This is a genomic window from Butyrivibrio sp. NC2002 (assembly GCF_000702265.1).
In the GTDB taxonomy this organism is placed as follows: Bacteria; Bacillota; Clostridia; order Lachnospirales; family Lachnospiraceae; genus Butyrivibrio.
Genome location: NZ_KL370880.1, coordinates 364,893 through 391,074 on the forward strand (window position 1 = coordinate 364,893; position 26,182 = coordinate 391,074).

Consider the following 26,182-nt stretch of genomic DNA (forward strand, 5'->3'; position numbering starts at 1 on the left):
TATATCTATGTCATTTACGATTTCATCGCTGCTATTTTTGACAGCCGGCCTGTTTCTTTTCTATATTATAAAACCATCACTCAGGGTACATATTCTATGCGCAGTAAGCCTTTTCTATATATGGAGGCTTTCTGTTTCTGCATGTATAACCGTTATTGTTACAACGGCTATAGTGTATTTCATGGCACAACTGATTTCAAAGAATAGAAGCGATAACCCCAGGCTTTCCAAAACAATATGCACTCTCGGATGCATTCTCTGTATCCTTTCTCTTTGCGTATACAAAATGGTCCCCGGGGACGGGGTTTTTGGACCATTTTCAAAAATAGTGATTCCTATTGGCTTTTCTTATTACATTTTCCAGAGCATAGGTTTTCTTGTAGAAACATACAAAGAAAAATTCAAAGAGTTTCCTAAGCTATCAGAATTTTTGCTGTACCAGATATTTTTTGCCAAGTTTTTAAGCGGTCCTATCGAGAGGATGGAGAGGTTTCAGACTTCGCTTAAAAAAATCAGCGAGATAAGGTTTTTAGATGAAGAAAGATTAAGTCTTTCATTTTCATATATTATCTATGGTTATTTCATGAAGCTGATGATTGCGGACAGACTTGCTTCATATACGCCGTTCTTTTTAGAGCATCCAAGTACACATGAATCATGGTCGCTGGTTGTGGGAAGTCTGATGTACACCGTCCAGATATATGCGGATTTTGCCGGATATTCATCAATCGCACTTGGTATTGCCTCTCTTTTTGGGATAAAACTCACTCAGAATTTCAGGGCGCCGTATCTTGCGGAAAGCATGTCTGATTTCTGGAGAAGATGGCACATATCCCTTAGCAGCTGGCTAAAGGACCATATCTATATACCGCTTGGAGGAAACAGGAAGGGAAGCTTTAGAAAGTATCTGAACACATTTATTGTGTTTGTAGTCTGTGGCCTCTGGCACGGAAACGGAATGAATTTCCTTGTATGGGGAATGATGCACGGCATTTTTTCAGTAGTAGATGTGATGCTTGATAAGACCGGTATCTGGAAAAACAAAGTGTGTGCAGTTATTAGGAGGATACTTGTTTTTTGCAGCGTATCCTTTGCGTGGATATTCTTTGGCTCAGGCAGCTTTTCATCGGCAATTACGTTCCTTAAATACATGATCCTTGGAACCGGTAACAATACTACGATTGAGGCAGAGCTTACGCTGATAGAAACGACCATGGTGCAGATAGTGATACTTCTTATTTCAATTGCCGTGATGGTCGCGTTTGATATTCTGATCAAAAAAAAGAACATGGATTTTGGCGAAATACTTGCGCAGCTTCCGCTTGGGGCAAGGCTTTTTAGCTTTTACGTAATGATAATGGTGATTCTTGTATTTGGTGCATACGGTCCGTCAACCGATATTACCGGATTTATGTACATGCAGTTTTGATGGGATGATGTTATGAAAAAAATTGTTTCTTATATTCTGTTTTTTGTAATACTGATAACGTCTGTTGTAATGGCAGACAGGCTTTTGTCTGAGAACTCCGAGCACGGGATCAAGCAGGCGAGGGCAATGTACAAACAAAAAGACGATACCATAGATCTTCTGTTTATGGGGGCCAGCCATGTGCACTGCGGAGTTAATACAGCAATGCTTTGGGAAAAGTATGGTATATCTGCGTTTGATTACACTGCAGCTGAGCAGACAATGTGGCAGAGCTATTACTATCTTCAGGAAGCCTGCAAGCATCAAAAGCCTAAGGTGGTGGTCATGGATTTTTATGCTCCCTGCGCATTTACAGATGACTATCAGTATGATTTTTTATATGAAAATCTTCAGGGGCTCAGGTTTGGAAAAAACAAGATGGGGCTGTTTTTTGCAAGCATGACTCCGGATCGATATGATGATTATTTTCCTGATTTTGTTTCATATCACAACAGATACGAGGAACTGACGGAAGATGATTTTAATAAAATGATCGGAAATGAAGACCTTGAGAGCTTTAAGGGATATGCTCCTCATTTCAGGGTAAATAAGCAAAAACCTGAAGACTGCGACACTGATATTGTGGGAAGTCTCCCTAAAAAAACTGAGGAGTACCTTGAAAAGATAATAAATTTCTGTGAGAAAAGAGATATTAAGCTCTATTTCATGGTTGTTCCCTACGTTGTCCTTGAAAATGAGCAGGAGAACTACAACAGAGTAGGAGAAATAGCAGCGCAGCATGGAATAGATTTCAGGAACTTTTATTATGAGATGGATGAGATGGGACTAAATTTTGATGAGCATTTTCATGACCACTCTCACTTAAATCACTATGGCAGCTGTATTTTTACGGAATATCTCGGAAAAATACTGTATGAAAAATATGGGGACATCCTCCCTGATCACCGCACAGATAAAAGGTATGATTCCTGGAACAGACATGTAGAAGACATAAATAACAGAGTGGAAAAGGGACTATCCGGCACTGTTGATTTAGCATCCTAAAAACGATAAAATGTATATGGATATTTTTGTCTTTTCAGATGATATCCGCCGAAACAGAGTGGTTTTTATGTCGAGGGCAATATATTGAAGGGGAAATTAGTTAGAAAAATATTTACAGCGAGTGCATCGCTTTTAGCAGTCACTACGATGGCTTTGTATACACCCGTCATGACCTATGCGGAAGAAATCGGCCTTGGTGAAGAGCTGGAGGAGACTTCTGAGGAAGAAAATACTTCTGAGGATGAGGCTTTGGAAGGCAATACTGATCCCGGGGATGATCCGTCACTGGAAAACGATTCCGCACCGGAACCTGATTCGTCACCGGAAAACGATCCCGCACCGGAACCTGATCCGTCACCGGAAAACGATCCCGCACCGGAACCTGATCCGTCACCGGAAAACGATCCCGCACCGGAAAATGATCCCACACCGGAATCTGATCCGTCACCGGAAAACGATCCCGCACCGGAATCTGTTCCATTACCGGAAAACGAGCCATTACCCGATAACGATCCGGCATCTGAAAATGAGCCTGCTTCTATGGACGAAGAGCTTAGTTCTGATATAGGAGCTGCAATGCTTACTGTGTCTGCAGCACCTTTGAACTTTGAGTATGATGGTCAGCCTCATTATGTAGTACTTCCGACTAAAACTATCGCAGTTGATAGCGCGGAAGTGCTTGTTGTTACTGCATCCGGAGATGAGGGAGAAACATATTACATTGAAGCTTCATCTTTTGATGCAAATGATTATTTTGTGACAAATGTATCGGAAAGCAACAGAGCAATTGAGGCAGAAGGCGGCTTTATCGTTTACAGCGCTGATATGACTCCTGTGACTGGAGATATCAGAGTTTTAGTAAATACAAATATAACGATCACACCTAAAAAGCTTGTGCTGAAATCTGCAAGTATAGCAAAACTATACGATGGAACACCACTTGTAAACGGTGATGAAAGGCTCGAGGTCGAAGAGGGATTCATACCGGGTGAAGGTGCTACATATAGTTTTACGGAAACGATCACTGAGGTTGGAGTTGTCCCCAATAATTTCGACGTTATTCCAAATGAGGGAACTGATTTATCCAACTATGACTATATTGAATATAAAGAGAGTGGAACATTAGAAGTAATCGACAGATTGGATTCTCAGAAGTATACACTTACTGTTACCGGCCTTAGCGGGACGTATAAATATGATGGAACAGAACACGAAGTTTCCGGATTTATCGCAGAGGGAAGAAGTAATTCAGAGTTTCGCGTAAACGGAAATGGTGACCCGGCAGAGAGTATTTCTTTTGAAATCGGCAACGCGGCATTTACCGTTAGCGGTATTTCTTCAAGAGGCGTTGGCAAAAATGCAGGTGAATATGAAGTAACTACCACAGGTTCACCCGTTGTGAAGGATTCCTTCGGCAATGTTGTTACCTCGCAGTTTAATTTTGAATTTGTTTCAGGTAAACTTACTATAGAAAAAAGAAATGTCACTTTGAAATCAGCTAGTGACAAAAAAGAATATGACGGAGAAGCGCTTACCAATGATGAAGTTACGATTTCAGGTGACGGTTTTGCACAGGGAGAAGGAGCTTCATTCAATGTAACCGGCAAGCAGAAGGCTGTGGGAGTAAGCTATAACTATTTTACTTATACTATGAATCCCGGTACATCTGAGGAAAATTATGAGATAAGTAAGATACCCGGCAAGCTTCGCGTAACCAAAGCGGAGAATAATTCTTCCGAAAACGCATCTTCTGAGAATTCATCAACTGATTCGGGAAGTGATTCTGCAAGCAGCACAGATAACGGATCGGATACTACATCCGTAAATACGCAGCCTGCGCCGGATACCAATAATGTACTTGGTGCGAACAGAGAAACAGGAATAGATTCTTCTGATAAAATAAATGAAGATGAAAATGTCCTTGGCGCAAGAAGAAGTGACACCGCTGATCATACTGAGGCGGGACATAGATTATATATTATTGTGTTGTCTGTAATAATGGGGATTATTATAATAAACAAAAAGGAAAAGCGAGACATAAGATGAGTGACGAGAAGGAGCGCATATACGGGAAAAATCTTGTCTGCGTATGTGTGGATAGTTATGAAAACAAGGATATAAAGGGGGTTATCTGGACTCCTTATGAAGAAGAGGCCATCAGCTTTACCAACTTTTATGAGATGGTCCTTATCATGGACAAGCTCTATGATAATTGGGATTTTCCGCAGAGAACCACATCATACAGGACGTTTGGCAAAAAGAACAGACTGGATGATTATCACAATCCCAATTCCATAAGAAAAAGAGAACCGATCCGCGACGTGAAGTCTTTTAAGGGAAAAATTGCCACATTCCTTATACAGGTTAAATTCAGGCAGTATACATCCTGGCAGGGTCAGGTTTTGTGGAATGAAGGAAAAAAGAAGATACACTTTAGAAGCGTGCTTGAACTATTGAAGCTTATTGACAGTGTTATTTCAATGACAGAATAACAGATTAAAAGTCCGGGGAGCTTATTTAATCAGCTTTTCGGACTTTATGTATATAAAAGATATGACGAAGAAGAAACTTGCGCTGGAAGTTATTGAGCGGCTAAAAAAAGAATATCCGAAGACAGAATGCACTCTGGAATACAAGGATGCCTGGCAGCTCCTTGTGAGTGTCAGACTTGCAGCACAGTGTACGGATAAGAGGGTGGATCTGACTACTCCTAAACTATATGAAAAATTCCCGACAGTGGAGGCACTTGCTAATGCGGATGTGGATGAGATAGAAGAAATAATAAGACCTTGCGGTCTGGGGAAATCCAAAGCAAGGGATATCTCTGCCTGCATGAAAATACTACATTCAAAGTACCATGACATTGTTCCGGATAATATGGAAGAATTGCTCAAACTACCGGGAGTCGGAAGAAAAAGTGCCAATCTCATATTGGGAGACATATATAAGCAGCCGGCGATCGTGACAGATACGCATTGCATAAGACTATCCAACCTGATAGGGCTTGTGGATAATATAAAAGAGCCGGGAAAAGTGGAAAAAGAGCTTTGGAAAATAATTCCAAAGCAGGAGGGGAACGATCTATGTCACAGATTTGTCGATCACGGGAGAGCCGTGTGCGTAGCAAGAAATCCAAAATGCGATAATTGCTGCCTGAACGACATATGCAGGCACAGGCAAAGTGTGAAAAAATAATTTTTATAGGGTGGAAACATGTTCATTTGTAAGCTATTTATAGAATTTATGATATACAGCTTTTTTGGCTGGATGTATGAATGTGCCTACTGCACGCTTAAGGAGGGGCACTGGAGCAACAGAGGATTTCTTTTTGGACCCATCTGTCCTATCTATGGTCTTGGATGTATAGGGTGTGAGCTTGTTTTTGGAGTACTTCCTTTCTTTAAAGGAATCCCCTATGCACAGATCCCGATTTGGAAAATATTTCTGATCTGCGCAGTAGGAAGTATTTTTTTGGAGTATGGTACATCTCTTCTTCTGGAAAAAAAGTTCCATGCGGTTTGGTGGGATTACAAGGATTTTCCGTTAAATATAAACGGAAGAGTATGTGTTCCCGCAACTATGGGATTTGGCGTAGCCGGCATATTTGTTACCAGATTTGTACTTCCCGTTGCTGAAGGGATAAAAGCTGCAGTACCTGTTCCTCTTGCTGAAATAATTGCGCTTCTTCTTATGGGATATCTTGCGGCAGATCTGGTTCTTACGGTTTCATCACTTATGCAGCTCCTTGAGATGGTAGAAGGGGCTATGGGAGAATTCGATGAAAAAATGGAAGAAGCATTTAAGGTTGCGGCTGCTACTCCCTCCAAGGCAAAAGAAGCAATAACTGCTGTACCCGGCAAAGCGAAAGATGCATTTTTGGCTGCTCCCGGTAAGGCAAAGGAAGCTCTGATAAACTATGAAGAAGCTATAAGAGCAAATGTCAGCAAACAGGCGCAAAGACTTAATTTCAGACAGGAGTATGAACTTAAGAGCATTAAGAAATTCAGATTCAGGAAACCAACAGTAAAAAAGAATGTCAGTGCTGAGAAAATGTCAGATTACTATAAGAGATTGCAGGACAGAGTTAAGTCGGATAAGTGAGTATCTGTTTATTTATTTTATCAGCTAAATTTGGTACAATTCTTTGGCAGACTTATGTTTAGGAAGTAATAATTATGGTTATTGAAAGCTGGATAGTTTTAAATTTTTATACAGGACTAATACTGGTACTTCTGCTAATTTTCCAGAGCAGTACTTCCAAAATTCAGGCCAGTAGAAGGTATTCGGCACTCCTTGTAATGACACTTGTTCTTCTATGTGCGGAGACCGTAGGAAAAATCGGAGAAACGCATCCCGATAATTTTTTATTCCTTGCCAAGATCGGATATCTTATTATTTATCTGTTTGATCCGGTTGATATCCTGTTTGCGCTTCAGTATATGGAATGCTGGATGAATAAGGAAAACGAGAAGAGCAGAAGATTATTTGGAATAGCTTTTCAGACATTTGCCGTTGTAAATATAATCGGGGTGATTTTTTCAAAAATATCGGGATTAAATCTGTTCTATTATTTTGAAGATGGCATATACTACAGAGGTCCGTTATACATATTCAGAGGAGTAATGATAATGTTTTTTATCTTCCTGCTCTTTGTATATGTGATCTTATTCAGAAATAATGTAATGTCTGAATACAGAAAGCAGCTGTTTTTGCTTCCTTCGATTTCACTTTTGGGGGCTATATTGCAGGTTTTTGTGTCCGAAATGGATATGACCTACGCGGGCATTTCGCTTGGTTGTATGGTGTTGTTCTTTTATCTTCAGAGCAAGGATGTCAATGTGGACTATCTCACCGGTGTTATGAACAGGCGAGGACTTGATATTCTGCTTGATGAGAAGATAAAGACGGCGCTTACCGGTGGAGGAAGCTTCTCGGCAATCATGATGGATGTTGACCATTTTAAGGAGATCAATGATCATCATGGTCATAGTGCGGGAGATCAGACGGTTAAGGATATCGCTGATATTCTTGTAGCTGTTTTCGGACAGGAAGCAGGGATCGGAAGATTTGGCGGAGACGAGTTTTGCGTTATATCCCAAATGACTGATGAAACAGTTATAAAAGAGAAGATCGAAAAGGTCCACGAAGAAATTGTAAAACTAAGAAATAAGAGGGGGTTTAGCGAAGTTCTTGATGTGAGCTGCGGCTATAAAATATACGATCCCGCAAGGCATAGCACTTCAGGAGAATTCCAAAGGATAATTGATGAGCTGATGTATGCCCAAAAGCGGGAACATCATTTAAATGACAGACGTAAGGTGGAGAGATGAGTAATAATTCAGTTAAAAATTTAATAGATTTTATTAAGAAAGCACCTACTGCTTTTCATGCAGTAGCAGCATTTAAGGAGATTCTTGAAAAAGAAGGATTCACAGAACTAAGTGAAAAAGATGTCTGGAAAATAAAGAAGGGTGGAAAATACTTTGTTACAAGAAACGCATCTTCCATCATATCTTTCAAAGTTCCGGAAAATGATTATAAGGGATTTTATATAATCGCCAGTCACAGTGATTCTCCTTCTTTTGTGGTAAAGGAGAATCCGGAGATTGAATCTGCAGGTAAATATATTACATTAAATGTTGCAGGCTATGGCGGAATGCTTTGCGCTCCCTGGTTTGACAGACCGCTTTCGGTAGCGGGAAGAATCCTTGTAAAGGACAAAAAGGGCAAGGGACTTGCTGCAAAGAGTGTACTTGTTAACGTTGACAGAGATCTTCTGATGATCCCTTCACTTGCAATCCACATGAACAGAGAAGCCAACAGCGGATACAAATACAATATCCAGAAGGACCTTCTTCCTGTTTTCGGAGATGAGAAATCAAAAAATGGCTTCATGAAGCTGATAGCAGAATCAGCCGGAGTGGATGAGAAAGATATCATAAGTCATGAGCTTCATCTGTATAACAGAGTAGAGCCCACCATCTGGGGAGCAAATAATGAATATCTGTCAGCTTCAAGGCTGGATGATATAGAATGTGCATACGGCTCATTTGAAGGTTTTCTTATGGCAGAAAACAAGAAGCATGTGACTGTTCACGCCGTATTTGATAATGAGGAGGTCGGAAGCGGCACAAAGCAGGGTGCGGCATCTACATTCCTCAAGGATACACTTAAGAGAATCAATGAGGCTGCAAAGAGAAGTGAGTCGGAATATCTTGTTTCACTTTCAAACAGCTTTATGGTTTCTGCTGATAATGCGCATGCGATCCATCCGAATTATACGGAGAAGGCAGATCCTGTTAACAGACCTGTCATGAATGAGGGCGTTGTAGTTAAATATTCTGCTAATCAGAAGTACACTACAGATGCACTTTCAGCAGCTGCTTTCAAGATGGTATGTGAAAAAGCTAAAATTCCTTTCCAGATATTTACCAACAGATCGGATGTAGCCGGAGGATCAACTTTGGGTAATATATCAGCAACACAGGTGTCTATAAGTACTGTAGACATAGGAATGGCACAGCTTGCAATGCACTCACCGTATGAAACCTGCGGTGTTAAGGATGCCGAGTATCTCGTAAAATTCTCAAAAGAGTTCTACGGATGCGATCTTAATGTTCAATAAAAATTTTTAGAGGAGCTGGTTACCGTTAGCGCACGTCCTTTGGGCGGTTACGGTATCCGCATCCGACCGGATCAAGTTAGATATAAATTAGAGTCTATAGAGGAGAAGTATAATGGGGTTATTTGATATTTTTGGAGGAAAAAAGAATAAGGAGGAGGATGAGGCGCTTCTTAACGAGCAGCTTGAAGCAGAGAGAAAAGAAGCAGAGCTTTCATCAATAAAAGAAAAGCACATGGCCGAGGGATGGCCGTCTCCTGTAAGGATTAATCCGATAAAGGTTGAGGGAGTTGAAGAGGATGTTCTGGAAGATCCGATTTCAGATGAGAGAAAAGATGAGATCGGAATGATGATATACGATGAGGACATCAGTGTAGAGGCAATAAGATTTTTGGATATGCAGGAGCTTTTATTTTTGCTCACTGCAATGGAAAAGTTCCAGAAGATAGCTCCGATCCCCGGATATGAAGCTAATCACAGAAAGATATACAATGAGATACTTGGCAGAGTGCGTGATGCCAAGATGCTCTATGTTTTATATGATGCAACTACAGGCTATCCGTTTATAGATCATGGATATATCAACATCTTTTCATGTCAGGAATATGCAGAAAATGCCGGAAAGGTATTCGGAAAACAGTACAGACGACTTATTATAAAGCCCTGCAAGGCAGATAATGAGGCTGAGTCTGCAAAAGACAGAAGAAGCTTTTTTGATTATCTCTACTATCTTGGAATCGAAGATTTCATAATTGATAACGGTTATTACAGAGCACACTTTAAGCGCAAAGAGATCGTAGCTGCTCCTGCTGACTGGGGTTCAAATGCTGATAATTCACCAAAGAACCCTCAGCTTGTTTTTGCTATGCTCGACTTCCTTGGCGAAGTAAGATGGCCTGTTAAGTATGAGAAGAGAAAAGAAGTCCTTGCAACAAAGGAAATGCGTATGGCAAGGGCAGCTCAGGCTGCAAACTATATTGTTCCCATGCAGCATGAAGGTCCCGTTGAAGTAATGGACGATGGCAAATTTAAGTTCACCAAGGATACCAAGATCAGATTTCCTGAGATCAAGAGTAAGGATGAGAAGCATTTCCTTCCAATCTTTACAGATGGAATTGAGTTTACCAAGATGTTTGCAAATTCCGATTTCAAGGGCGCTGTTTTTGCATTCCCTGATATTTTGAGATTTGTAGGTCAAAAGGATGGCGTGATCATCAATCCTGCAGGCCAGAAAATAATGATTCCCAGAGAAAGAATGCTTGCACTTCAGATGGCTGCACAGACAGTTGCTGCAGCAAATGCTGGAAATAAAAAGCCTGCTAAGAAGAAGCTTTCAGATACAGAGGCTGCGATCAAGTCAGCTATGAGCGGAAAGGGAATCGCAGCAAAAACACCTGAAGAAGAGATCCTTTCAGGCGAGAGTATCGCTTCGCTCGATGATGATATGCCTATGACAGAGCTTTCCAATGAGGATGCAGCTCCCATAGAGCTTTCTGAGGGAAACGATTCTGTTGAAAGCGAGTTTGCTCCTAAGGAATAAAATATAAAATAATAATAAATAAGTGTTATATTAAGCCGTTTTTACTTGTTTGATATTTCGATATGAAGTAAAATTAATATGGTGTTTCGTTCCTGTTGTATGTCTTTTATTTTAGGACTTAATTGTTTCATACATGGAGGGAATTATGTTCGACCGAATAATTGGAAAATACTTTGTGGATAGCGGTAAACTTCAGCAAAGTCAGTTATCTCAGGTCTATCAGATACAGGAATCCAAGAGGGCTAAGCTTGGTGTGATCGCGGTTACCGAAAAACTCATGACTGTTGCTCAGGCAGAGGAAATAAATGCTCTGCAGGCAACAAAGGATAAGCATTTTGGCGATCTTGCGATAGAGAGAGGGTATCTGACTCAGACTCAGGTTGGAAGATTATTATCGCTTCAGGGAAATGCATTTGCGACTTTTACATCATCAATCGTGGACAGAGGCTTCATGACTCTTGATGCTATTAATGAAGCGCTAAATGATTTTCAAAGGGATGAAGGGTATACCGACGAGCAGATGGTTTTGCTTAAGGAAGGCGACATGTCGGATATCATTCCGCTGTTTGTCGATACAGAGAATATCGAATACAAGCAACTTTTCACTTATGGCATAAAGAATTTCTACAGACTTGTTGATACGCATATGTATGTTGAAAAATCTTATGTCACACACAGTATTCAGGAAGAGTGCCTTGGATATCAACAGTTTCATGGTGCTTCTTCTGCAACAGTGGCTATAGCAGGAAAAGATGCTGACTTGCAGTTAATGGCAAAGCGATATACAAAGGAAGAATTTATTGAGACCAAAGAAGATGCTCTTGATGCCATGTGTGAGCTGATTAACTGTATCAACGGATTATATGCAACGGATAGGAGTGCTCAGGGTGAGAGAATTGAACTTGAACCTCCGGTTTTTTCTTCGAGATTTGCAAATATTTCAGGAAATGACCTTCATATAATGCCGATCCACTGTGATGATAGTGTTGTTTTCCTTATTGTTTCCGTGAATAGTGATGTAAACATTAAGTGAGGAGAGACGATGGCTAATATACTTATAGCAGATGATTCCAAGATTTCACGCCGAGTGCTTAGAGATATGCTGGAAAGACATGACCATACCATAGTTGGTGAAGCTACCAATGGCCAGGAAGCATATAACGATTGCGGCAAGCTTCATCCCGACATAGTTACGATGGATATTACCATGCCTGTTATGGACGGGATTGAATCGCTTAAACTCATTCACAGGTCTTATCCCGATGCCAAGGTTATTATGATTACTGCGGCCGGACAGAATGAGAAAATGGTGGAAGCTGTTGAGAGCGGAGCGGTTGAATTTGTGACCAAGCCACTTGACGAGGACAAGGTTATAGCAGCAATTGATAAAGTTTTGAAGAAATAGAAATGGGGATTTATGTTTAATGATATTCATTTAGGTCCGATCACACTTCATATGTACGGACTTATGATTGCTATTGGCTTTATATCGGCGCTTTTTATTGCGCTATGGAGGGGGAAGAAAAAAGGCTTTTCAGAAGATACGATTTACGGAATCTTTTATTGTGCGATTATTGGAGGCCTGCTTGGATGCAGGCTTCTGTTTTATATAGTTGAGATTCCTGCCATAATAAAGAATCCTTCAATCTTATGGGATTTCAGAAACGGATATGTGGTATATGGAGGAATCATTGGCGGAATAGTCGCAAGCTTCATATATATTAAGAGGAGAAAAGAAAACTTCCTTGATTATTTCGATCTGGTAATGCCTGAGGTTTCTATAGCACAGGGCTTTGGCAGAATAGGCTGCTTTTGTGCAGGGTGCTGCTATGGGGCACAGACTGATGGCCCGTTAAGAGTTGTGTTTACCCATTCTGATTTTGCACCGAATAATGTTCCTCTTATTCCTACGCAGCTTATGTCTTCAGCAGGAGATTTTATCTTTGGAGCGATCTTACTTTTTTATGCATCCAAAAATAAAGTGACCGGAAGAGTTGGAGCAATGTACCTTATGCTTTATGGCGTAGGCAGATTTGCTATTGAGTTTTTCAGAGATGATTACAGAGGCAGTGTAGGCATTTTCTCTACATCACAGATTATTTCTTTCGGAATAGTTTCTGCCGGAGTTATATTGTATACAGTCCTTACTAAAAAAGCTGCTAAATAGTTTTTGTATTTACATAAACAATTTAGTATGGTAAAGTGTTAAAAGAATGATTGACTAAAGTGAAAAAGCATATCAGATATGCTTTTTCTTTTTTGCCCAAAAAGGAGGACATTATGAAAAAGAAACTTATAGCGATACTTATGAGCGCTACTATGACTTGCGGCCTTGTTGCTTGTTCAGGAGCTGACAATACTGGAGCTGATAAGGCTGATGAAGCTGTGGAAGAGACTGCGGATGCTGCTGCAGAAGAAAGCGCAGAGGAAACAGCAGATGATGCAGAGGTTACTTCAGAAACAGCCGAAGACGGAGACGTTTCTTATATCAAGGACAAGGGTACGCTTGTTGTAGGTATAACAGATTTTGCACCTATGGATTATAAGGATGACGATGGCAACTGGATCGGTTTTGATGCTGATATGGCAAAGGAAGTTGCAAAGTCACTCGGCGTTGATGTGGAGTTTGTTGAAATCGATTGGGATAATAAGATCCTGGAGCTTGAAAACAAGTCTATAGATGTTGTTTGGAATGGAATGACACTTACAAGTGAAGTTACAAATGCTATGGAGTGTACAAAGCCTTATCTTAACAATGCACAGGTTGTAGTAGTTCCTTCAGAAGATGCAGAAAAATATCAGACAGTAGAAGACGTGTCTGCTCTTAGCTATGCAGTTGAGTCAGGTTCAGCAGGTGAAGCAGCAGCTACTGAAAATGGATTTGATTATACATCTCTCACATCACAGTCTGATGCTGTTATGGAAGTAGCAGCCGGAACTTCACAAGCCTGCATCATAGACCTTCTTATGGCAGGTGCAATGATAGGAGAAGGAACAAGCTACGAGAACCTTTCACACACAGTTGAACTTACTACAGAAGAGTATGGTATCGGATGTCGCAAGGGATCAGATCTTGCTGAATATATTAATACCGAGCTTAAAGCACTCTATGACGACGGCACAATGCAGCAGATAGCAGAGCAGTACGGCGTTCAGGATGCTTTGATTGCACAGTAAGGAGCTTTGATTCATGTTCTTAACCGTTACAATTTCCCTGCTTGAGGGATTTATCGGAACAATAAAATTATTTTTGCTGACACTTGTTTTTTCACTACCACTGGGACTTTTTATATGTTTTGGTTCGATGAGCAAGACAGCTGTGCTGAAATATCCGATCAGGTTTATCATTTGGATCGTCAGAGGAACACCTCTGATGCTTCAGCTTCTTATTATCTACTACGGACCGGGAATATTCCTTGGAGTTAATCTGTGGGGAGGCGGCTCAAATGGTAGGTTTATGGCGGCTCTTGTTGCATTTGTATTTAACTATGCATGTTATTTTTCGGAAATATACAGAGGAGGGATACAGTCAATCCCTGTAGGTCAGTATGAGGCAGGTAAGGTCCTTGGAATGACCAAGTCTCAGATATTTGTGAAGATCATACTGCTTCAGGTTATCAAGCGTATTGTCCCTCCGATTTCAAACGAAGTGATCACTCTTGTAAAAGATACTTCACTGGCAAGAGTAATTGCGGTTTATGAGATCATCTGGAACGGACAGGCATTTATCAAGAGCAGCGGAATAATATGGCCTTTGTTTTATACAGGAGCATTCTATCTTCTCTTTAGCGGACTGTTGACACTTCTTTTTGGATATATAGAAAAGAAGCTTGGATATTTTAAGTAAAAGGGTTTAAGAACATATGCCTATATTGGAAGTAAAGAATTTAAAAAAGAAATTTGATAAAAATCAGATACTCAAGGGAATAAGCTTTGATCTGGAAGAGGGACAGGCGATATCTATAATCGGCTCCTCGGGAAGTGGTAAAACAACACTTCTTAGATGCCTTAATTTTCTTGAGACTGCAGATGAAGGAACAATTACTGTAAGAGGAGAGCAGCTTTTTGATGGAAAAAATCCCGTTACAGATCCTGATCTTCTTAGAAAAATGAGACTTCATTTTGGACTGGTGTTTCAGCAGTTTAATCTTTTTCCGCAGTATACAGCGCTTGAAAATGTTACACTGGCACCGCTTATAAATGCTGAAGCAAATGAAAAGGCAGGAATTATAGAAAATGCCAAAGACCTCCTTGATCAGATGGGGCTGTCAGACAGGATGGATAATTACCCGCATCAATTATCGGGAGGTCAGCAGCAGAGAGTTGCCATAGCCAGAGCTCTTGCATTAAAACCGGATATACTTTGCTTTGATGAGCCGACTTCTGCTTTGGATCCTGAGCTTACGGGAGAAGTATTAAGGGTAATAAGAAATCTTGCTGAGAAAAACACGACGATGATAATTGTTACACATGAAATGGCCTTTGCCAGAGATGTCGCTGATAAAGCCATATTCATGGATGATGGCGCTATCCTTGAAATGGGACCTGCTGATGAGCTGATAAACAACCCCAAAGAGGAACGCACCAGGCAGTTTTTATCTGGAGTTATTAAGTAATATTTTAAAACTCTCCATATACCTTTAGACCATGCACCCGCGAAAGGGCGCAATGACCATGGTATACGGAGAGTTTTTGTTCTTTTTCAATCAGATCCATCCGCCATCGAGGGTGATTATCTGTCCTGTTAGGTAGCTTGGAGCGTTTGCAAGCTGCAGTGCAAGCTGTGCAACTTCATCTGTTCTTCCGAGTCTGTCTGCGGGAATTTCTTCTGTAAGAGCCTGCAATTCATCTTCTGATAGATGCGAAGAATTCATTGTGGTATCGATCACGCCGCAAGCAATAGCGTTGACCTGAATATTGCTTGGTGCAAGTTCTTTGGCAAGAGCTTTTGTAAATGCATTAACGCCGCCTTTTGATGCGGAATAAGCTACTTCGCATGAAGCTCCGACATTTCCCCAAACTGAAGATATATTTATTATTTTTCCGCCGCCTTCCTTAAGCATGTAGGGAACGGCATATTTTGATACATAAAATACAGAATCAAGATTAGTTGACATGAGGTCGCGCCACTCTTTTGATGTCATATCGGTCAAAAGACCATAATGGGCTACTCCGGCATTATTTATGACGATACCGGGCGCTTTGCATGGATTTTGAGTCATAGCTTCAAATAATTTAATGACATCATTTTCATTACCTATGTCACAGGCATAGGCAAAACTAGGAATATTGTATTTATCAGATATTTCATTGGATAATTCTATTATCTCTTTTTGATGTGATCTGCAGCACATATATACAGGATGACCTGCGGCTGCAAATGTTTCTGCGATAGAGAGCCCTATTCCTCTTGATGCCCCTGTTACAAGGACGGATGATTTGTTATTTAATGAATTCATTTGTTTTCACCTCGCATAGTATTATCTTATCATAAAGCCATATGTGCGTGTTTTTAAAACGGCCTTATATATTTAAAAAAATAGTGCTTTACAAATCAGAGGAAAGGTATTACTATAAAAATACAAATTGTACACAATTTAATTTTAGTTATCACTTCTTGTGAACTAAGAGGAAAAAGCTCGCAAGAATTCTGGTCATCAGATAGAATAAAATCATGACCTGCAAATCCCTAAAGGGAGGAACCATCATGACGAAGTCATGATTTGGAATGGTTCCGACCGATAGGGCAGGATTGCGGAGCAATCGTGCCAATACATAATATACGAGGAGGTACTAACTATGAAGGATTTGGTAATAATCGGTTCAGGACCTGCAGGACTTTCTGCAGCTGTATATGCTAAGAGAGCAGGACTTGATGCTATTGTAATAGAAAAGGATCCCGTAAGCGGAGGTCAGATACTCATCACTTATGAAGTGGATAATTACCTTGGACTGCCCGGCATTAATGGATTTGATATGGGTACAAAGTTCCGCGAGCATGCTGATAAGCTCGGCGCTGAATTTGCAGAAGGAACTGTAACAGAGGTTGTCAAGGTATCTGAAGGCGATGACTCTACTGCTCCTGTATTTAAGGTTGTGACAGATCAGGGCGAGTATGAGACAAAGACTGTTATTCTTGCAACAGGAGCTTCCCATAATAAGCTTGGAATAAAGGGCGAAGAAGAATTTACCGGAAGAGGAGTTTCCTATTGTGCTACATGCGATGGTGCTTTTTTCAGAAATAAAGTCGCTGTTGTAAACGGAGGAGGAGACGTTGCAGTTGAAGATGCTATTTTCCTAGCAAGAGGCTGCAGCAAAGTATACCTTGTTCACAGAAGAGATGAGCTCAGAGCAGCCAAGATCCTGCAGGAAGAGCTGATGAGTCTTTCCAATGTAGAAATAATCTGGGACAGCGTAGTTGAAGAAGTAAAAGGTGATAATAAAGTAACAGCCATAACAGTAAAAAATGTTAAGAGCGGCGAAAAGAAAGATATAGATACGGATGCTCTTTTTGTAGCTATTGGAATTCATCCTCTTACAGAGAGCTTTACGGGCCTTTGCGAAATGGATGAGTCGGGCTATGTTATAGCCAAAGAAGACGGAGCTACTTCAACACAGGGAGTATTTGTTGCAGGAGACTCCAGAAAAAAGAGACTTCGTCAAATTGTTACAGCTGTAGCTGATGGCGCAAATGCTGTCACAGCCGTTCAGGATTTCCTTATAGGTAAAAAGTAATTTTTTGGTAAAATTTTCCCGGAAACTATTTATGGAAAAGCCGGTATCTGCATGGATACTGGCTTTTTATTATGCCGTAAATAGTACAAAAAAATTATGCAATTTAGACAATGGCTTAACTGTCGGGAGTAAATAATAGTATAAAAGGTTGACAAAAACAATTCATCAGAGTATATTGTTAAAAGATGTAACAAATTCGTAACAAATTTTGGAGGTCGATTTTGCGAAAGACTAATATGCAGCTAATTGCAATGGGGGTTGCTGCTGCGGTAACAATTGGAGGAAGTGGTATTGAAGCATCTGCTTCATCTTCGAAGGTAACATCAGTATTGCCTTCTGCAGGTATAAGTTATGCACTAACTTCTGATTCCGTATCTTTATCAACTTTATCAGGGGATGATTCTTCTGATGTGGCTGAAAATGTAGAAGATACAGCGGTAACAATTACAGAGACAGTACCTCTTGCCTCAACATTGCAGGAAAATATACTTAATGATATTCAGAAAGCTACAGGTGCCAATATTAAGACGGCTGAGGAAGAGGAAGAGGCTGAGGAGACCGAGCTTACAGATGAACAGAAGGAAGAAGAGCTTTTCAAGACTCTTGTAATCGCTAATGTAAACGATTATGTAAATGTTCGTGATAATCCGAGTGAAGAGGATGGCGAGATTGTTGGTAAGCTCTATGATGATTCTGTTGGTACATTCATCGAAGAAGTTGATGGATGGTACAAGATACAGTCCGGATCTGTAGAAGGATATGTAAAGGCAGAATATTGCGTAACAGGCGATGAGGCAGTTGAACTCGCCAAGGAAGTTGGAAAACGTATTGCTACAGTTACCACAACTACACTTAAGGTAAGAAGTGGCCCCAGCACAGATGATGAAGTGCTCGGCCTTGTTCCGATAGAAGATGAACTTGTTGTAACGGAAGAACTTGACGGATGGGTTAAGGTTAGCATAGAAGAAGGTGACGGTTATGTTTCACTTGACTATGTAACACTTTCAACAGAGTTTGTTAAGGCTGAATCCAAGGCAGAAGAGGAAGCTCGTCTTGCAAAAGAAGAAGCAGCTCGTAAGGCAGCTCTTGAGTCTGCTAAGAAGGGTACAAGCTCTTCTAAGGCTTCATCAGGATCTAAGAGCTACAATTCAGCAGGAAGTTATACAACTCAGTCAAGCTCAATAGGATCCGCAGTTGCTTCATTTGCTCAGCAGTTTGTCGGCAACCCTTATGTATATGGTGGTTCCAGTCTTACAAACGGAACAGACTGTTCCGGATTCGTAATGAGTGTATATGCTAACTTCGGTGTCAGCCTTCCTCATTCAAGTGGTGCTGACAGAAGCGTCGGAGCAGCAGTTGACGGATTGGGCAATGCTCAGCCCGGTGATATTGTATGTTACTCAGGTCACGTAGGAATCTACATCGGTGGTGGACAGATTGTACATGCTTCAACAGCAGCTACAGGTATCAAGATTTCCAATGCTGATTACAGACAGGTTCTTGCTGTAAGAAGAATCTTCTAATTTGAAAATTTAAAAATGATCAAAAATAAAGGTCGGATGATTGATTTCATCCGACCTTTTTAAGTACTAATTAAGATTCAAAAACGGTTATTACTGTTCGGGCTCGATCAAGCCGTAGGTTCCGCCTTTTCTCTTGTAAACAACGTTTGGCATATCTGTATCAGCATTGATGAATACGAAGAAGTTGTGTCCCAAAAGTTCCATCTGGATTGCAGCATCCTCAACATACATGGGCTTAAGATCAAATTTCTTTACACGTTCGATCTTGATCTCTTCATCATCATAGGAATCATTTTCAATATATTCCTTTTTGAAGTTGCTGATCTCTGTCTGGTGTTTGTCTACCAGTTTGCTCTTATACTTCTTAAGCTGACGTTCTATGATCTCCTCCACTAAATCAATAGAAACGTACATGTCACTGCTCACCTGCTCAGATCTGATTATTTTTCCTTTTACCGGAATAGTTACTTCAATCTTGTGTCTGTCCTTGTCAGCTGTGAGCGTCACATTAACATTCGTATCCGGTGTGAAATACTTCTCAAGTTTTCCAATCTTTTCTTCCACTGCGGATCTAAGACCGGGTGTTACATCGATGTTCTTACCAATGATAGTATATTTCATGCAATCATCCCCTTTGCTTATTTATTTACTGTTTCATTATACCATTTATAAGCTTGAGCTATCAATTTATACTAATGAGTTTAGACTTTTTTTATGAATTTGTGCGAAACTGACAAAAAGTATGTTTGTTTTTAGAGGATAAATTATGGTGGATTATTGTGGATAAATGTGGATAAGGTGGAAAACTTCGTGTATAACTCGAATTATTCGTATTTTTTATATTGTGGATTGTGGATAACCTTGGGCAAAATTCTTAATCTTCTGTAAATTTTTCTTGTTGACAATTAGTTTTATGTGCATCTTATACAGCTTTATGAAAATTTAATAAAAAAAGAATATATTGTCCTCCTTTTTCTTGCATAGAAAAAAGCACGCATGCTATAATATATGCGTTGTGACAAAAAAATAACAAACAACAAAAATAATTTTAAATAGCGGACAAATAGTCCCGAAACGGAGGTAGCATCTATGGCACAGAAGGTAGTATTGGCAGGCGCTTGTAGAACTGCGATCGGTAAGATGGGTGGAGCTCTTTCAAACACACCGGCAGCAGATCTTGGCTCTATTGTTATCAAGGAGGCTCTTAACAGAGCAGGCGTAAAGCCAGAGCAGGTTGACGAGGTTCTTATGGGCTGCGTTATCCAGGCAGGTCTCGGTCAGAACGTAGCACGTCAGGCATCAATTAAGGCAGGTCTTCCTGTTGAGGTTCCGGCTGTTACTATCAATGTTGTATGCGGTTCAGGTCTTAACTGCGTAAACATGGCCGCTGAGATGATCAGATCAGGCGATGCAGATATTGTTGTTGCAGGTGGTATGGAGAACATGTCAATGGCTCCTTTTGCACTTGATAAGGCACGTTTCGGTTATCGTATGAATAACGGAGTACTTAAGGATTGCATGGTAAATGATGCTCTTTGGGATGCATTCAATGATTACCACATGATCCAGACTGCAGATAATGTTGCAGAGCAGTGGAAGCTTACAAGAGAAGAACTTGATGAGTTCGCTCTTAAGAGTCAGCAGAAGACTGAGGCAGCTCAGAAGGCTGGCAAGTTTAAGGATGAGATCGTTCCTGTAGAAGTTAAGGTTAAGAAGGACACAGTTATCTTTGATACTGATGAAGGCCCTCGCCCCGGCTCAACAATGGAAGGCCTTGCAAAGCTTCGTCCTATCAACAAGGATGGCGTAACAACAGCAGGTAATGCATCAGGTATCAACGACGGTGCAGCAGCTATCGTTGTTATGAGCGAAGAGAAGGCTAAGGAGCTTGGCGTTAAGCCTATGGCTACATGGGTAGCAGGTGCTCTTGGCGGTGTAGATCCTTCAATCATGGGTGTTGGCCCTGTTGCAGCTACAAAGAAGGTTCTTGATCGTACAGGTCTTAAGATCGACGATATCGATATCTACGAAGCAAATGAAGCTTTTGCAGCTCAGTCTGTAGCAGTAGGTAAGGATCTTGGCTTTGACCTTGACAAACTTAATGTAAATGGTGGTGCAATTGCACTTGGTCACCCTGTTGGAGCATCAGGATGCCGTATTCTTGTTACTCTTCTTCATGAGATGGTTAGATCTGACAAGAAGCGTGGTCTTGCTACACTTTGCATCGGTGGCGGCATGGGTTGTGCTACTATCGTAGAACGCGACTGATATTAGATGTATAAGCGCTGTGGACATGCGCCACGGCGCTTCTTCCACGTTAAAGTGGATAAATAAAAGTAAGGAGGATAAAAGAAAATGGGATTTGTAAATGTTGAGATAAAGGATAAAATTGCTATCCTTACCATCAACCGTCCTGAAGCACTCAATGCTCTTAACAGCCAGGTTCTTGATGACCTTAACGCTGCTCTTGACGGCATTGATGTTAACACAGTAAGAGCACTTGTTCTTACAGGTGCAGGTGAAAAGTCATTTGTTGCAGGTGCTGATATCGGAGAGATGAGCACTCTTACAAAGGCTGAGGGTGAGGCTTTTGGTAAGAAAGGAAATGACGTATTCAGAAAGCTTGAGACATTCCCTATTCCTACAATCGCTGCTGTAAACGGCTTTGCACTTGGCGGCGGCTGTGAGATTTCAATGAGCTGTGATATCCGTATCTGCTCAGACAATGCTATGTTTGGTCAGCCCGAGGTTGGTCTTGGTATCACTCCCGGATTTGGCGGCACACAGAGACTTGCTCGTCTCATCGGTGCAGGAATGGCTAAACAGCTTATTTATACAGCACGTAATATCAAGGCTGACGAGGCACTTAGAATCGGTCTTGTTAATGCAGTATATACTCAGGAAGAGCTTCTTCCTGCAGCTGAGAAAATGGCAAACACAATAGCTGCTAATGCTCCTATTGCTGTTCGCGCTTGCAAGAAGGCTATAAATGAAGGCCTTCAGCTTGACATTGACAAGGCAATTGAACTCGAAGAGAAGATCTTCGGTGATTGCTTTGAGACAGAAGATCAGCGCGAGGGTATGGCTAACTTCCTTCGTAAGAAAGATGATCCGAAGAAGGTTAAGGTTGTAAACTTCCAGAATAAATAATTTGATAAAACAAACTTAGGAGGACATATAAATGAAGGTAGCAGTAATTGGCGCCGGCACAATGGGTGCTGGTATAGCACAGACATTTGCACAGGCAGAAACAGTAGATAAGGTTTATCTTTGCGACATTAAGACAGAGTTTGCTGAAGGCGGACTTGCTAAGATTAAGAAGAGCATTGATAAGATGGTTACAAAGGGAAAGATCGATCAGGCTAAGGCTGATGCTATCATCGGTAAGATCCAGACAGGTCTTAACGATATCTGCACAGATGCTGATCTCGTAGTAGAGGCAGCTCTTGAAGTTATGGATATCAAGAAGAATCTTTTCAAGGAACTTGAAGAGAACATCGTAAAGAATCCTGATTGCATCTTTGCATCAAACACATCATCTCTTTCAATCACAGAGATCGGTGCAGGACTTCCCAAGCCCGTTATCGGTATGCACTTCTTCAATCCCGCTCCTGTTATGAAGCTTGTAGAAGTAATCCAGGGTGCTAACACTCCTGCAGAAGATGTTGAGAAGATCAAGAAGATCTCTGAAGATCTTGGAAAGACACCTGTACAGGTTAACGAGGCAGCTGGTTTCGTAGTAAACCGTATCCTTGTTCCTATGATCAACGAAGGTATCTTCGTATATTCAGAAGGCGTTTCAGATATCCAGGGTGTAGATACAGCTATGAAGCTTGGCTGCAATCATCCTATGGGACCCCTTGAACTTGGCGACTACATCGGTCTTGATATTGTTCTTGCAATCATGGATGTTCTCTATGCAGAGACAGGCGATTCCAAGTATCGTGCATGCCCTCTTCTTCGTAAGATGGTTCGTGGTAAGAAGCTTGGTGTTAAGACAGGTATTGGTTTCTACGATTACAGCGATGGAAACAAGGTTCCCACAGACCGCAAATAATTAAAGATAAAAAAATAACGTAAGCTCTCGAAATCAGTGTGTCGATGAGATTGAGAGAGATTACAGACAAAATGGAGGATTTTTTCATGGATTTTCAGTTAGATCAGCAACATGAAATGGCGAGATCTCTTTTCAGAGAATTCGCAGAAAAAGAAGTTAAGCCAAATGCTATAGAAGTGGACGAAACAGAAGTATTCCCTATGGAGACTGTTAAGAAAATGCAGAAATACGGCTTCATGGGTATTCCGGTTCCGAAGGAATACGGCGGACAGGGATGCGATCCTCTTACATACGTTATGTGTGTTGAGGAGCTTGCAAAGGTTTGTGGTACAACAGCAGTTATCGTTTCTGCTCACACATCACTTTGCTGCGATCCTATCATGACATACGGTACAGAGGAGCAGAAGCAGAAGTACCTTGTTCCCCTTGCAAAGGGTGAGAAGCTCGGTGCTTTCGGTCTTACTGAGCCCATGGCTGGTACTGATGCTCAGGGCGTTCAGACAAAGGCTGTTCTTTCAGAAGATGGTAAGGAATGGATCCTTAACGGTTCTAAGTGCTTCATCACAAACGGTGAGGTAGCTGATGTTTATATCATCATCGCATACACAGATATCGTTGAGGATAAGAAGGGCAGAAAGACAAAGAAGTTCTCTGCATTCATCGTTGAGAAGGGAACACCCGGATTTACATTTGGTACAAAAGAAAACAAGATGGGTATCCGTGGTTCATCAACGTACGAGCTTATCTTCCAGGATTGCCATATTCCTGCAGAGAACCTTCTTGGTGCAAGAGGAAAGGGATTCCCGATCGCTATGCACACACTTGATGGTGGACGTATCGGTATCGCTGCGCAGGCTCTTGGTATTGCTGAGGGTGCTCTTGAGCGTACAGTTGAGTACGTTAAGGAGAGAAAGCAGTTTGGTCGTTCAATCGGTCAGTTCCAGAATACACAGTTCCAGCTTGCTAATATGGCTACACAGTGTGAAGCTGCTAAGATGCTTGTTTACGCTGCTGCTGATGCAAAGAAGAACAAGGATCGTTATTCAGTAGAAGCTGCTAAGGCTAAGCTGTTCGCTGCTGAAGTTGCTATGGATGTTACAACTAAGGCTGTTCAGCTTCATGGTGGTTATGGTTACATCAGAGAGTACGAAGTAGAGCGTATGATGCGTGATGCTAAGATCACAGAAATCTACGAAGGTACTTCAGAAGTTCAGAGAATGGTAATCTCTGGCGCATTACTTTCCTGATAACCGATATTTATTTGAATAAAGGAGAAAACAAATGAAAGTTGTAGTTTGCATAAAGCAGGTGCCCGATACAAAGGGCGGGGTTAAGTTCAAACCCGATGGAACACTCGACAGAGGAGCAATGCTTGCTATCATGAATCCTGATGACAAAGCAGGTCTTGAGGCAGCTCTTCGTCTTAAAGATGAGTATGGCGCAGAGGTTACTGTTGTTACTATGGGTCTTCCCAAGGCAGAAGCAGTTCTTCGTGAAGCTATGGCTATGGGTGCTGACAAGGCAATCCTTGTTACAGACAGAGTACTTGGTGGTGCTGACACATGGGCAACATCTTCTACTATTGCCGGTGCACTTAGAAATCTTGATTATGATCTTGTTATCACAGGCCGTCAGGCTATCGATGGTGATACAGCTCAGGTTGGTCCTCAGATTTCTGAGCACCTTGGTATTCCTGTTATTTCATACGCAGAAGAGATCAAGGTTGATGAGAAGGCAAAGACAGTTGTTGTTAAGCGCCAGTTCGAGGATCGTTACCATATGGTAGAGGCTAAGATGCCTTGCCTTATCACAGCTCTTGCAGAGCTTGGTGAACCCAGATACATGACTCCCGGCGGAATCTTTGATGCTTTCGAGAAGGAAGTTACAGTATGGGGCAGAGCAGACCTTAAGGATGTTGATGATTCTAACATCGGTCTTAAGGGATCACCTACTCAGATTGCTAAGGCTTCTGATAAGGTTAAGAAGGGCGCAGGCGAGAAGATCGTAGCTGATTCTGCGGATGAGGCTGTTGATTATCTGTTTGGTAAGCTTGAAGAGAAGCATGTCATCTGAGAACCTGTGAGCCGCGCAGCATTTTCGAGTCTGCGCGTTCCAAGATATGAATTATAATAGTTAAAGGAGAACAAAAATGTCTTTAGAAGAATATAAGGGTGTATTTATATTTGCTCAGCAGGTAGACAACGAGCTCTCAGGTATTGCTTTAGAGCTTCTGGGCAAAGCAAAAGATCTCGCTAAGGATCTTGATGAGAAGAAAGTAACAGCAGTTCTTATCGGTGATAAGGTTGGTAATCTTGTAGATACTCTTGCAGAGTACGGTGCTGACCGTGTAATCGTTGTAGATGATCCTGAACTTAAGGATTATCGTACAGAGCCTTACACACACGCACTTGCATCAGTAATCGACGAGTTTAAGCCTGAAATCCTTCTTGTTGGTGCTACAGCAATCGGCCGTGACCTTGGTCCTCGTGTTTCATCACGTGTTCATACAGGTCTTACAGCTGACTGTACACAGCTTGATATAGGTGACTTCCCGCTCGTAGCAGTTCCCGGTCAGGAGCAGAAGCATAAGCAGCTCCTTATGACTCGTCCTGCATTCGGTGGAAACACAATCGCTACAATCGCTTGTCCTGATTTCCGTCCTCAGATGGCAACAGTACGTCCCGGCGTTATGCAGAAAATTACTCCTGTAAAGGGCGCAAAGGCTGAGGTTGTAGAATTCAATCCCGGATTCAAAGAGAATGCTTGCTATACCAAGATACTTGAGATCGTTAAGGCTGTTTCTGAAGTTGAAGATATTCAGGAAGCTAAGATCCTTGTATCTGGCGGACGTGGAGTTGGAAGTGCAGAGAACTTCAAGATCCTTGATGATCTTGCTAAGGTTCTTCACGGAACAGTTTCATGCTCTCGTGCAGTTGTAGATTCAGGCTGGAAGCCGAAGGATCTTCAGGTAGGTCAGACAGGTAAGACTGTTCGTCCTAAGGTATATTTTGCAATCGGTATCAGCGGAGCTATCCAGCACGTTGCAGGTATGGAAGAGTCAGATCTCATCATCGCTATCAACAAGGATGAGAATGCACCTATCTTCGACGTAGCAGATTATGGTGTAGTTGGCGACCTTAACAAGATCGTTCCTGCTCTTACTAAGAAGCTTGAGGCAGCACTTGCTGAGAAATAATATCTAAAATGTGATATGATATTTTACAGGCTGTAT

At 41.4% G+C, this 26,182-nt stretch carries 25 protein-coding genes; 23 read left to right on the forward strand and 2 right to left on the reverse strand.

What is annotated here, in order from left to right; translation table 11 throughout:
• The first annotated feature begins 7 nt into the window (after positions 1-7).
• From T543_RS08695 to T543_RS08765, 15 genes are all read left to right on the forward strand, one after another.
• Positions 8-1,429 carry an MBOAT family O-acyltransferase gene (locus T543_RS08695; protein WP_035767630.1) on the forward strand — a complete coding sequence of 474 codons (1,422 nt, stop codon included), beginning with the start codon at positions 8-10 and terminating at the stop codon, positions 1,427-1,429.
• 12 nt (positions 1,430-1,441) lie between these two features.
• Positions 1,442-2,473: a hypothetical protein gene (locus T543_RS08700; RefSeq protein ID WP_035767632.1), complete on the forward strand. Its 1,032-nt coding sequence runs from the start codon at positions 1,442-1,444 to the stop codon at positions 2,471-2,473.
• A gap of 147 nt (positions 2,474-2,620) precedes the next feature.
• Positions 2,621-4,519 carry a hypothetical protein gene (locus T543_RS15240; RefSeq protein ID WP_051638650.1) on the forward strand — a complete coding sequence of 633 codons (1,899 nt, stop codon included), beginning with the start codon at positions 2,621-2,623 and terminating at the stop codon, positions 4,517-4,519.
• Positions 4,516-4,965, forward strand: a complete 450-nt coding sequence (locus T543_RS08710) for a hypothetical protein (RefSeq protein WP_035767633.1) — start codon at positions 4,516-4,518, stop codon at positions 4,963-4,965. The genes T543_RS15240 and T543_RS08710 overlap by 4 nt, the downstream gene beginning before the upstream one ends.
• A 61-nt stretch (positions 4,966-5,026) precedes the next feature.
• Positions 5,027-5,668 (forward strand): endonuclease III domain-containing protein, encoded by a 642-nt coding sequence (locus tag T543_RS08715; protein ID WP_035768300.1) that lies wholly within the window; start codon positions 5,027-5,029, stop codon positions 5,666-5,668.
• An 18-nt stretch (positions 5,669-5,686) separates the two neighbouring features.
• Complete coding sequence (locus T543_RS15245; RefSeq protein ID WP_051638651.1) at positions 5,687-6,574, forward strand: putative ABC transporter permease; 888 nt, start codon at positions 5,687-5,689, stop codon at positions 6,572-6,574.
• Between the two features lie 74 nt (positions 6,575-6,648).
• Complete coding sequence (locus T543_RS08725; RefSeq protein ID WP_035767635.1) at positions 6,649-7,803, forward strand: GGDEF domain-containing protein; 1,155 nt, start codon at positions 6,649-6,651, stop codon at positions 7,801-7,803.
• Positions 7,800-9,098 (forward strand): M18 family aminopeptidase, encoded by a 1,299-nt coding sequence (locus tag T543_RS08730; protein WP_035767637.1) that lies wholly within the window; start codon positions 7,800-7,802, stop codon positions 9,096-9,098. Before T543_RS08725 ends, T543_RS08730 begins: the two co-directional genes overlap by 4 nt.
• Before the next feature lie 112 nt (positions 9,099-9,210).
• On the forward strand, positions 9,211-10,635 hold the full coding sequence (locus T543_RS08735; RefSeq protein ID WP_035767639.1) for an SseB family protein: 1,425 nt from the start codon (positions 9,211-9,213) through the stop codon (positions 10,633-10,635).
• 145 nt (positions 10,636-10,780) lie between these two features.
• Entirely contained in the window at positions 10,781-11,668 is an 888-nt protein-coding gene (locus T543_RS08740) for a chemotaxis protein CheX (protein WP_035767640.1), read from the forward strand.
• A gap of 9 nt (positions 11,669-11,677) precedes the next feature.
• The gene (locus tag T543_RS08745) at positions 11,678-12,040 is read left to right on the forward strand and encodes a response regulator (RefSeq protein ID WP_035767642.1); all 363 of its coding nucleotides are present in this window, start codon (positions 11,678-11,680) and stop codon (positions 12,038-12,040) included.
• A 12-nt stretch (positions 12,041-12,052) separates the two neighbouring features.
• The gene (gene lgt, locus T543_RS08750; protein WP_035767643.1) at positions 12,053-12,802 is read left to right on the forward strand and encodes a prolipoprotein diacylglyceryl transferase; all 750 of its coding nucleotides are present in this window, start codon (positions 12,053-12,055) and stop codon (positions 12,800-12,802) included.
• Positions 12,803-12,915: 113 nt separating this feature from the next.
• Positions 12,916-13,812: a transporter substrate-binding domain-containing protein gene (locus tag T543_RS08755; protein WP_035767644.1), complete on the forward strand. Its 897-nt coding sequence runs from the start codon at positions 12,916-12,918 to the stop codon at positions 13,810-13,812.
• Positions 13,813-13,825: 13 nt separating this feature from the next.
• Positions 13,826-14,482, forward strand: a complete 657-nt coding sequence (locus tag T543_RS08760; RefSeq protein ID WP_035767646.1) for an amino acid ABC transporter permease — start codon at positions 13,826-13,828, stop codon at positions 14,480-14,482.
• Positions 14,483-14,498: 16 nt separating this feature from the next.
• Positions 14,499-15,251 carry an amino acid ABC transporter ATP-binding protein gene (locus T543_RS08765; protein ID WP_035767647.1) on the forward strand — a complete coding sequence of 251 codons (753 nt, stop codon included), beginning with the start codon at positions 14,499-14,501 and terminating at the stop codon, positions 15,249-15,251.
• A 90-nt stretch (positions 15,252-15,341) separates the two neighbouring features.
• On the opposite strand, the gene ymfI is transcribed toward T543_RS08765, so the two are convergent.
• Entirely contained in the window at positions 15,342-16,094 is a 753-nt protein-coding gene (ymfI, locus tag T543_RS08770) for an elongation factor P 5-aminopentanone reductase (protein WP_035767648.1), read from the reverse strand.
• A gap of 340 nt (positions 16,095-16,434) precedes the next feature.
• Here ymfI and trxB point away from each other — a divergent pair, with 340 nt between their 5' ends.
• Positions 16,435-17,370 carry a thioredoxin-disulfide reductase gene (gene trxB / locus T543_RS08775; protein ID WP_035767650.1) on the forward strand — a complete coding sequence of 312 codons (936 nt, stop codon included), beginning with the start codon at positions 16,435-16,437 and terminating at the stop codon, positions 17,368-17,370.
• Between the two features lie 221 nt (positions 17,371-17,591).
• Complete coding sequence (locus T543_RS08780) at positions 17,592-18,893, forward strand: C40 family peptidase (protein ID WP_242839495.1); 1,302 nt, start codon at positions 17,592-17,594, stop codon at positions 18,891-18,893.
• A 90-nt stretch (positions 18,894-18,983) separates the two neighbouring features.
• On the opposite strand, the gene hpf is transcribed toward T543_RS08780, so the two are convergent.
• Positions 18,984-19,514: a ribosome hibernation-promoting factor, HPF/YfiA family gene (gene hpf / locus T543_RS08785; RefSeq protein WP_035767652.1), complete on the reverse strand. Its 531-nt coding sequence runs from the start codon at positions 19,512-19,514 to the stop codon at positions 18,984-18,986.
• A gap of 468 nt (positions 19,515-19,982) precedes the next feature.
• Between hpf and T543_RS08790 the strand changes: the two genes are divergently transcribed.
• The 6 genes from T543_RS08790 (at position 19,983) to T543_RS08815 (ending at position 26,146) form a co-directional block, all read left to right on the forward strand.
• Positions 19,983-21,161 (forward strand): acetyl-CoA C-acetyltransferase, encoded by a 1,179-nt coding sequence (locus T543_RS08790; protein WP_035767653.1) that lies wholly within the window; start codon positions 19,983-19,985, stop codon positions 21,159-21,161.
• A gap of 87 nt (positions 21,162-21,248) precedes the next feature.
• Entirely contained in the window at positions 21,249-22,043 is a 795-nt protein-coding gene (locus T543_RS08795; RefSeq protein ID WP_035767654.1) for an enoyl-CoA hydratase-related protein, read from the forward strand.
• A 31-nt stretch (positions 22,044-22,074) separates the two neighbouring features.
• Positions 22,075-22,950 carry a 3-hydroxyacyl-CoA dehydrogenase family protein gene (locus T543_RS08800; protein ID WP_035767655.1) on the forward strand — a complete coding sequence of 292 codons (876 nt, stop codon included), beginning with the start codon at positions 22,075-22,077 and terminating at the stop codon, positions 22,948-22,950.
• A gap of 86 nt (positions 22,951-23,036) precedes the next feature.
• On the forward strand, positions 23,037-24,197 hold the full coding sequence (locus tag T543_RS08805; RefSeq protein WP_035767656.1) for an acyl-CoA dehydrogenase: 1,161 nt from the start codon (positions 23,037-23,039) through the stop codon (positions 24,195-24,197).
• A 34-nt stretch (positions 24,198-24,231) separates the two neighbouring features.
• Entirely contained in the window at positions 24,232-25,023 is a 792-nt protein-coding gene (locus T543_RS08810) for an electron transfer flavoprotein subunit beta/FixA family protein (RefSeq protein WP_035767657.1), read from the forward strand.
• 76 nt (positions 25,024-25,099) lie between these two features.
• Positions 25,100-26,146, forward strand: a complete 1,047-nt coding sequence (locus T543_RS08815) for an electron transfer flavoprotein subunit alpha/FixB family protein (protein ID WP_035767658.1) — start codon at positions 25,100-25,102, stop codon at positions 26,144-26,146.
• Positions 26,147-26,182: the final 36 nt, after the last annotated feature.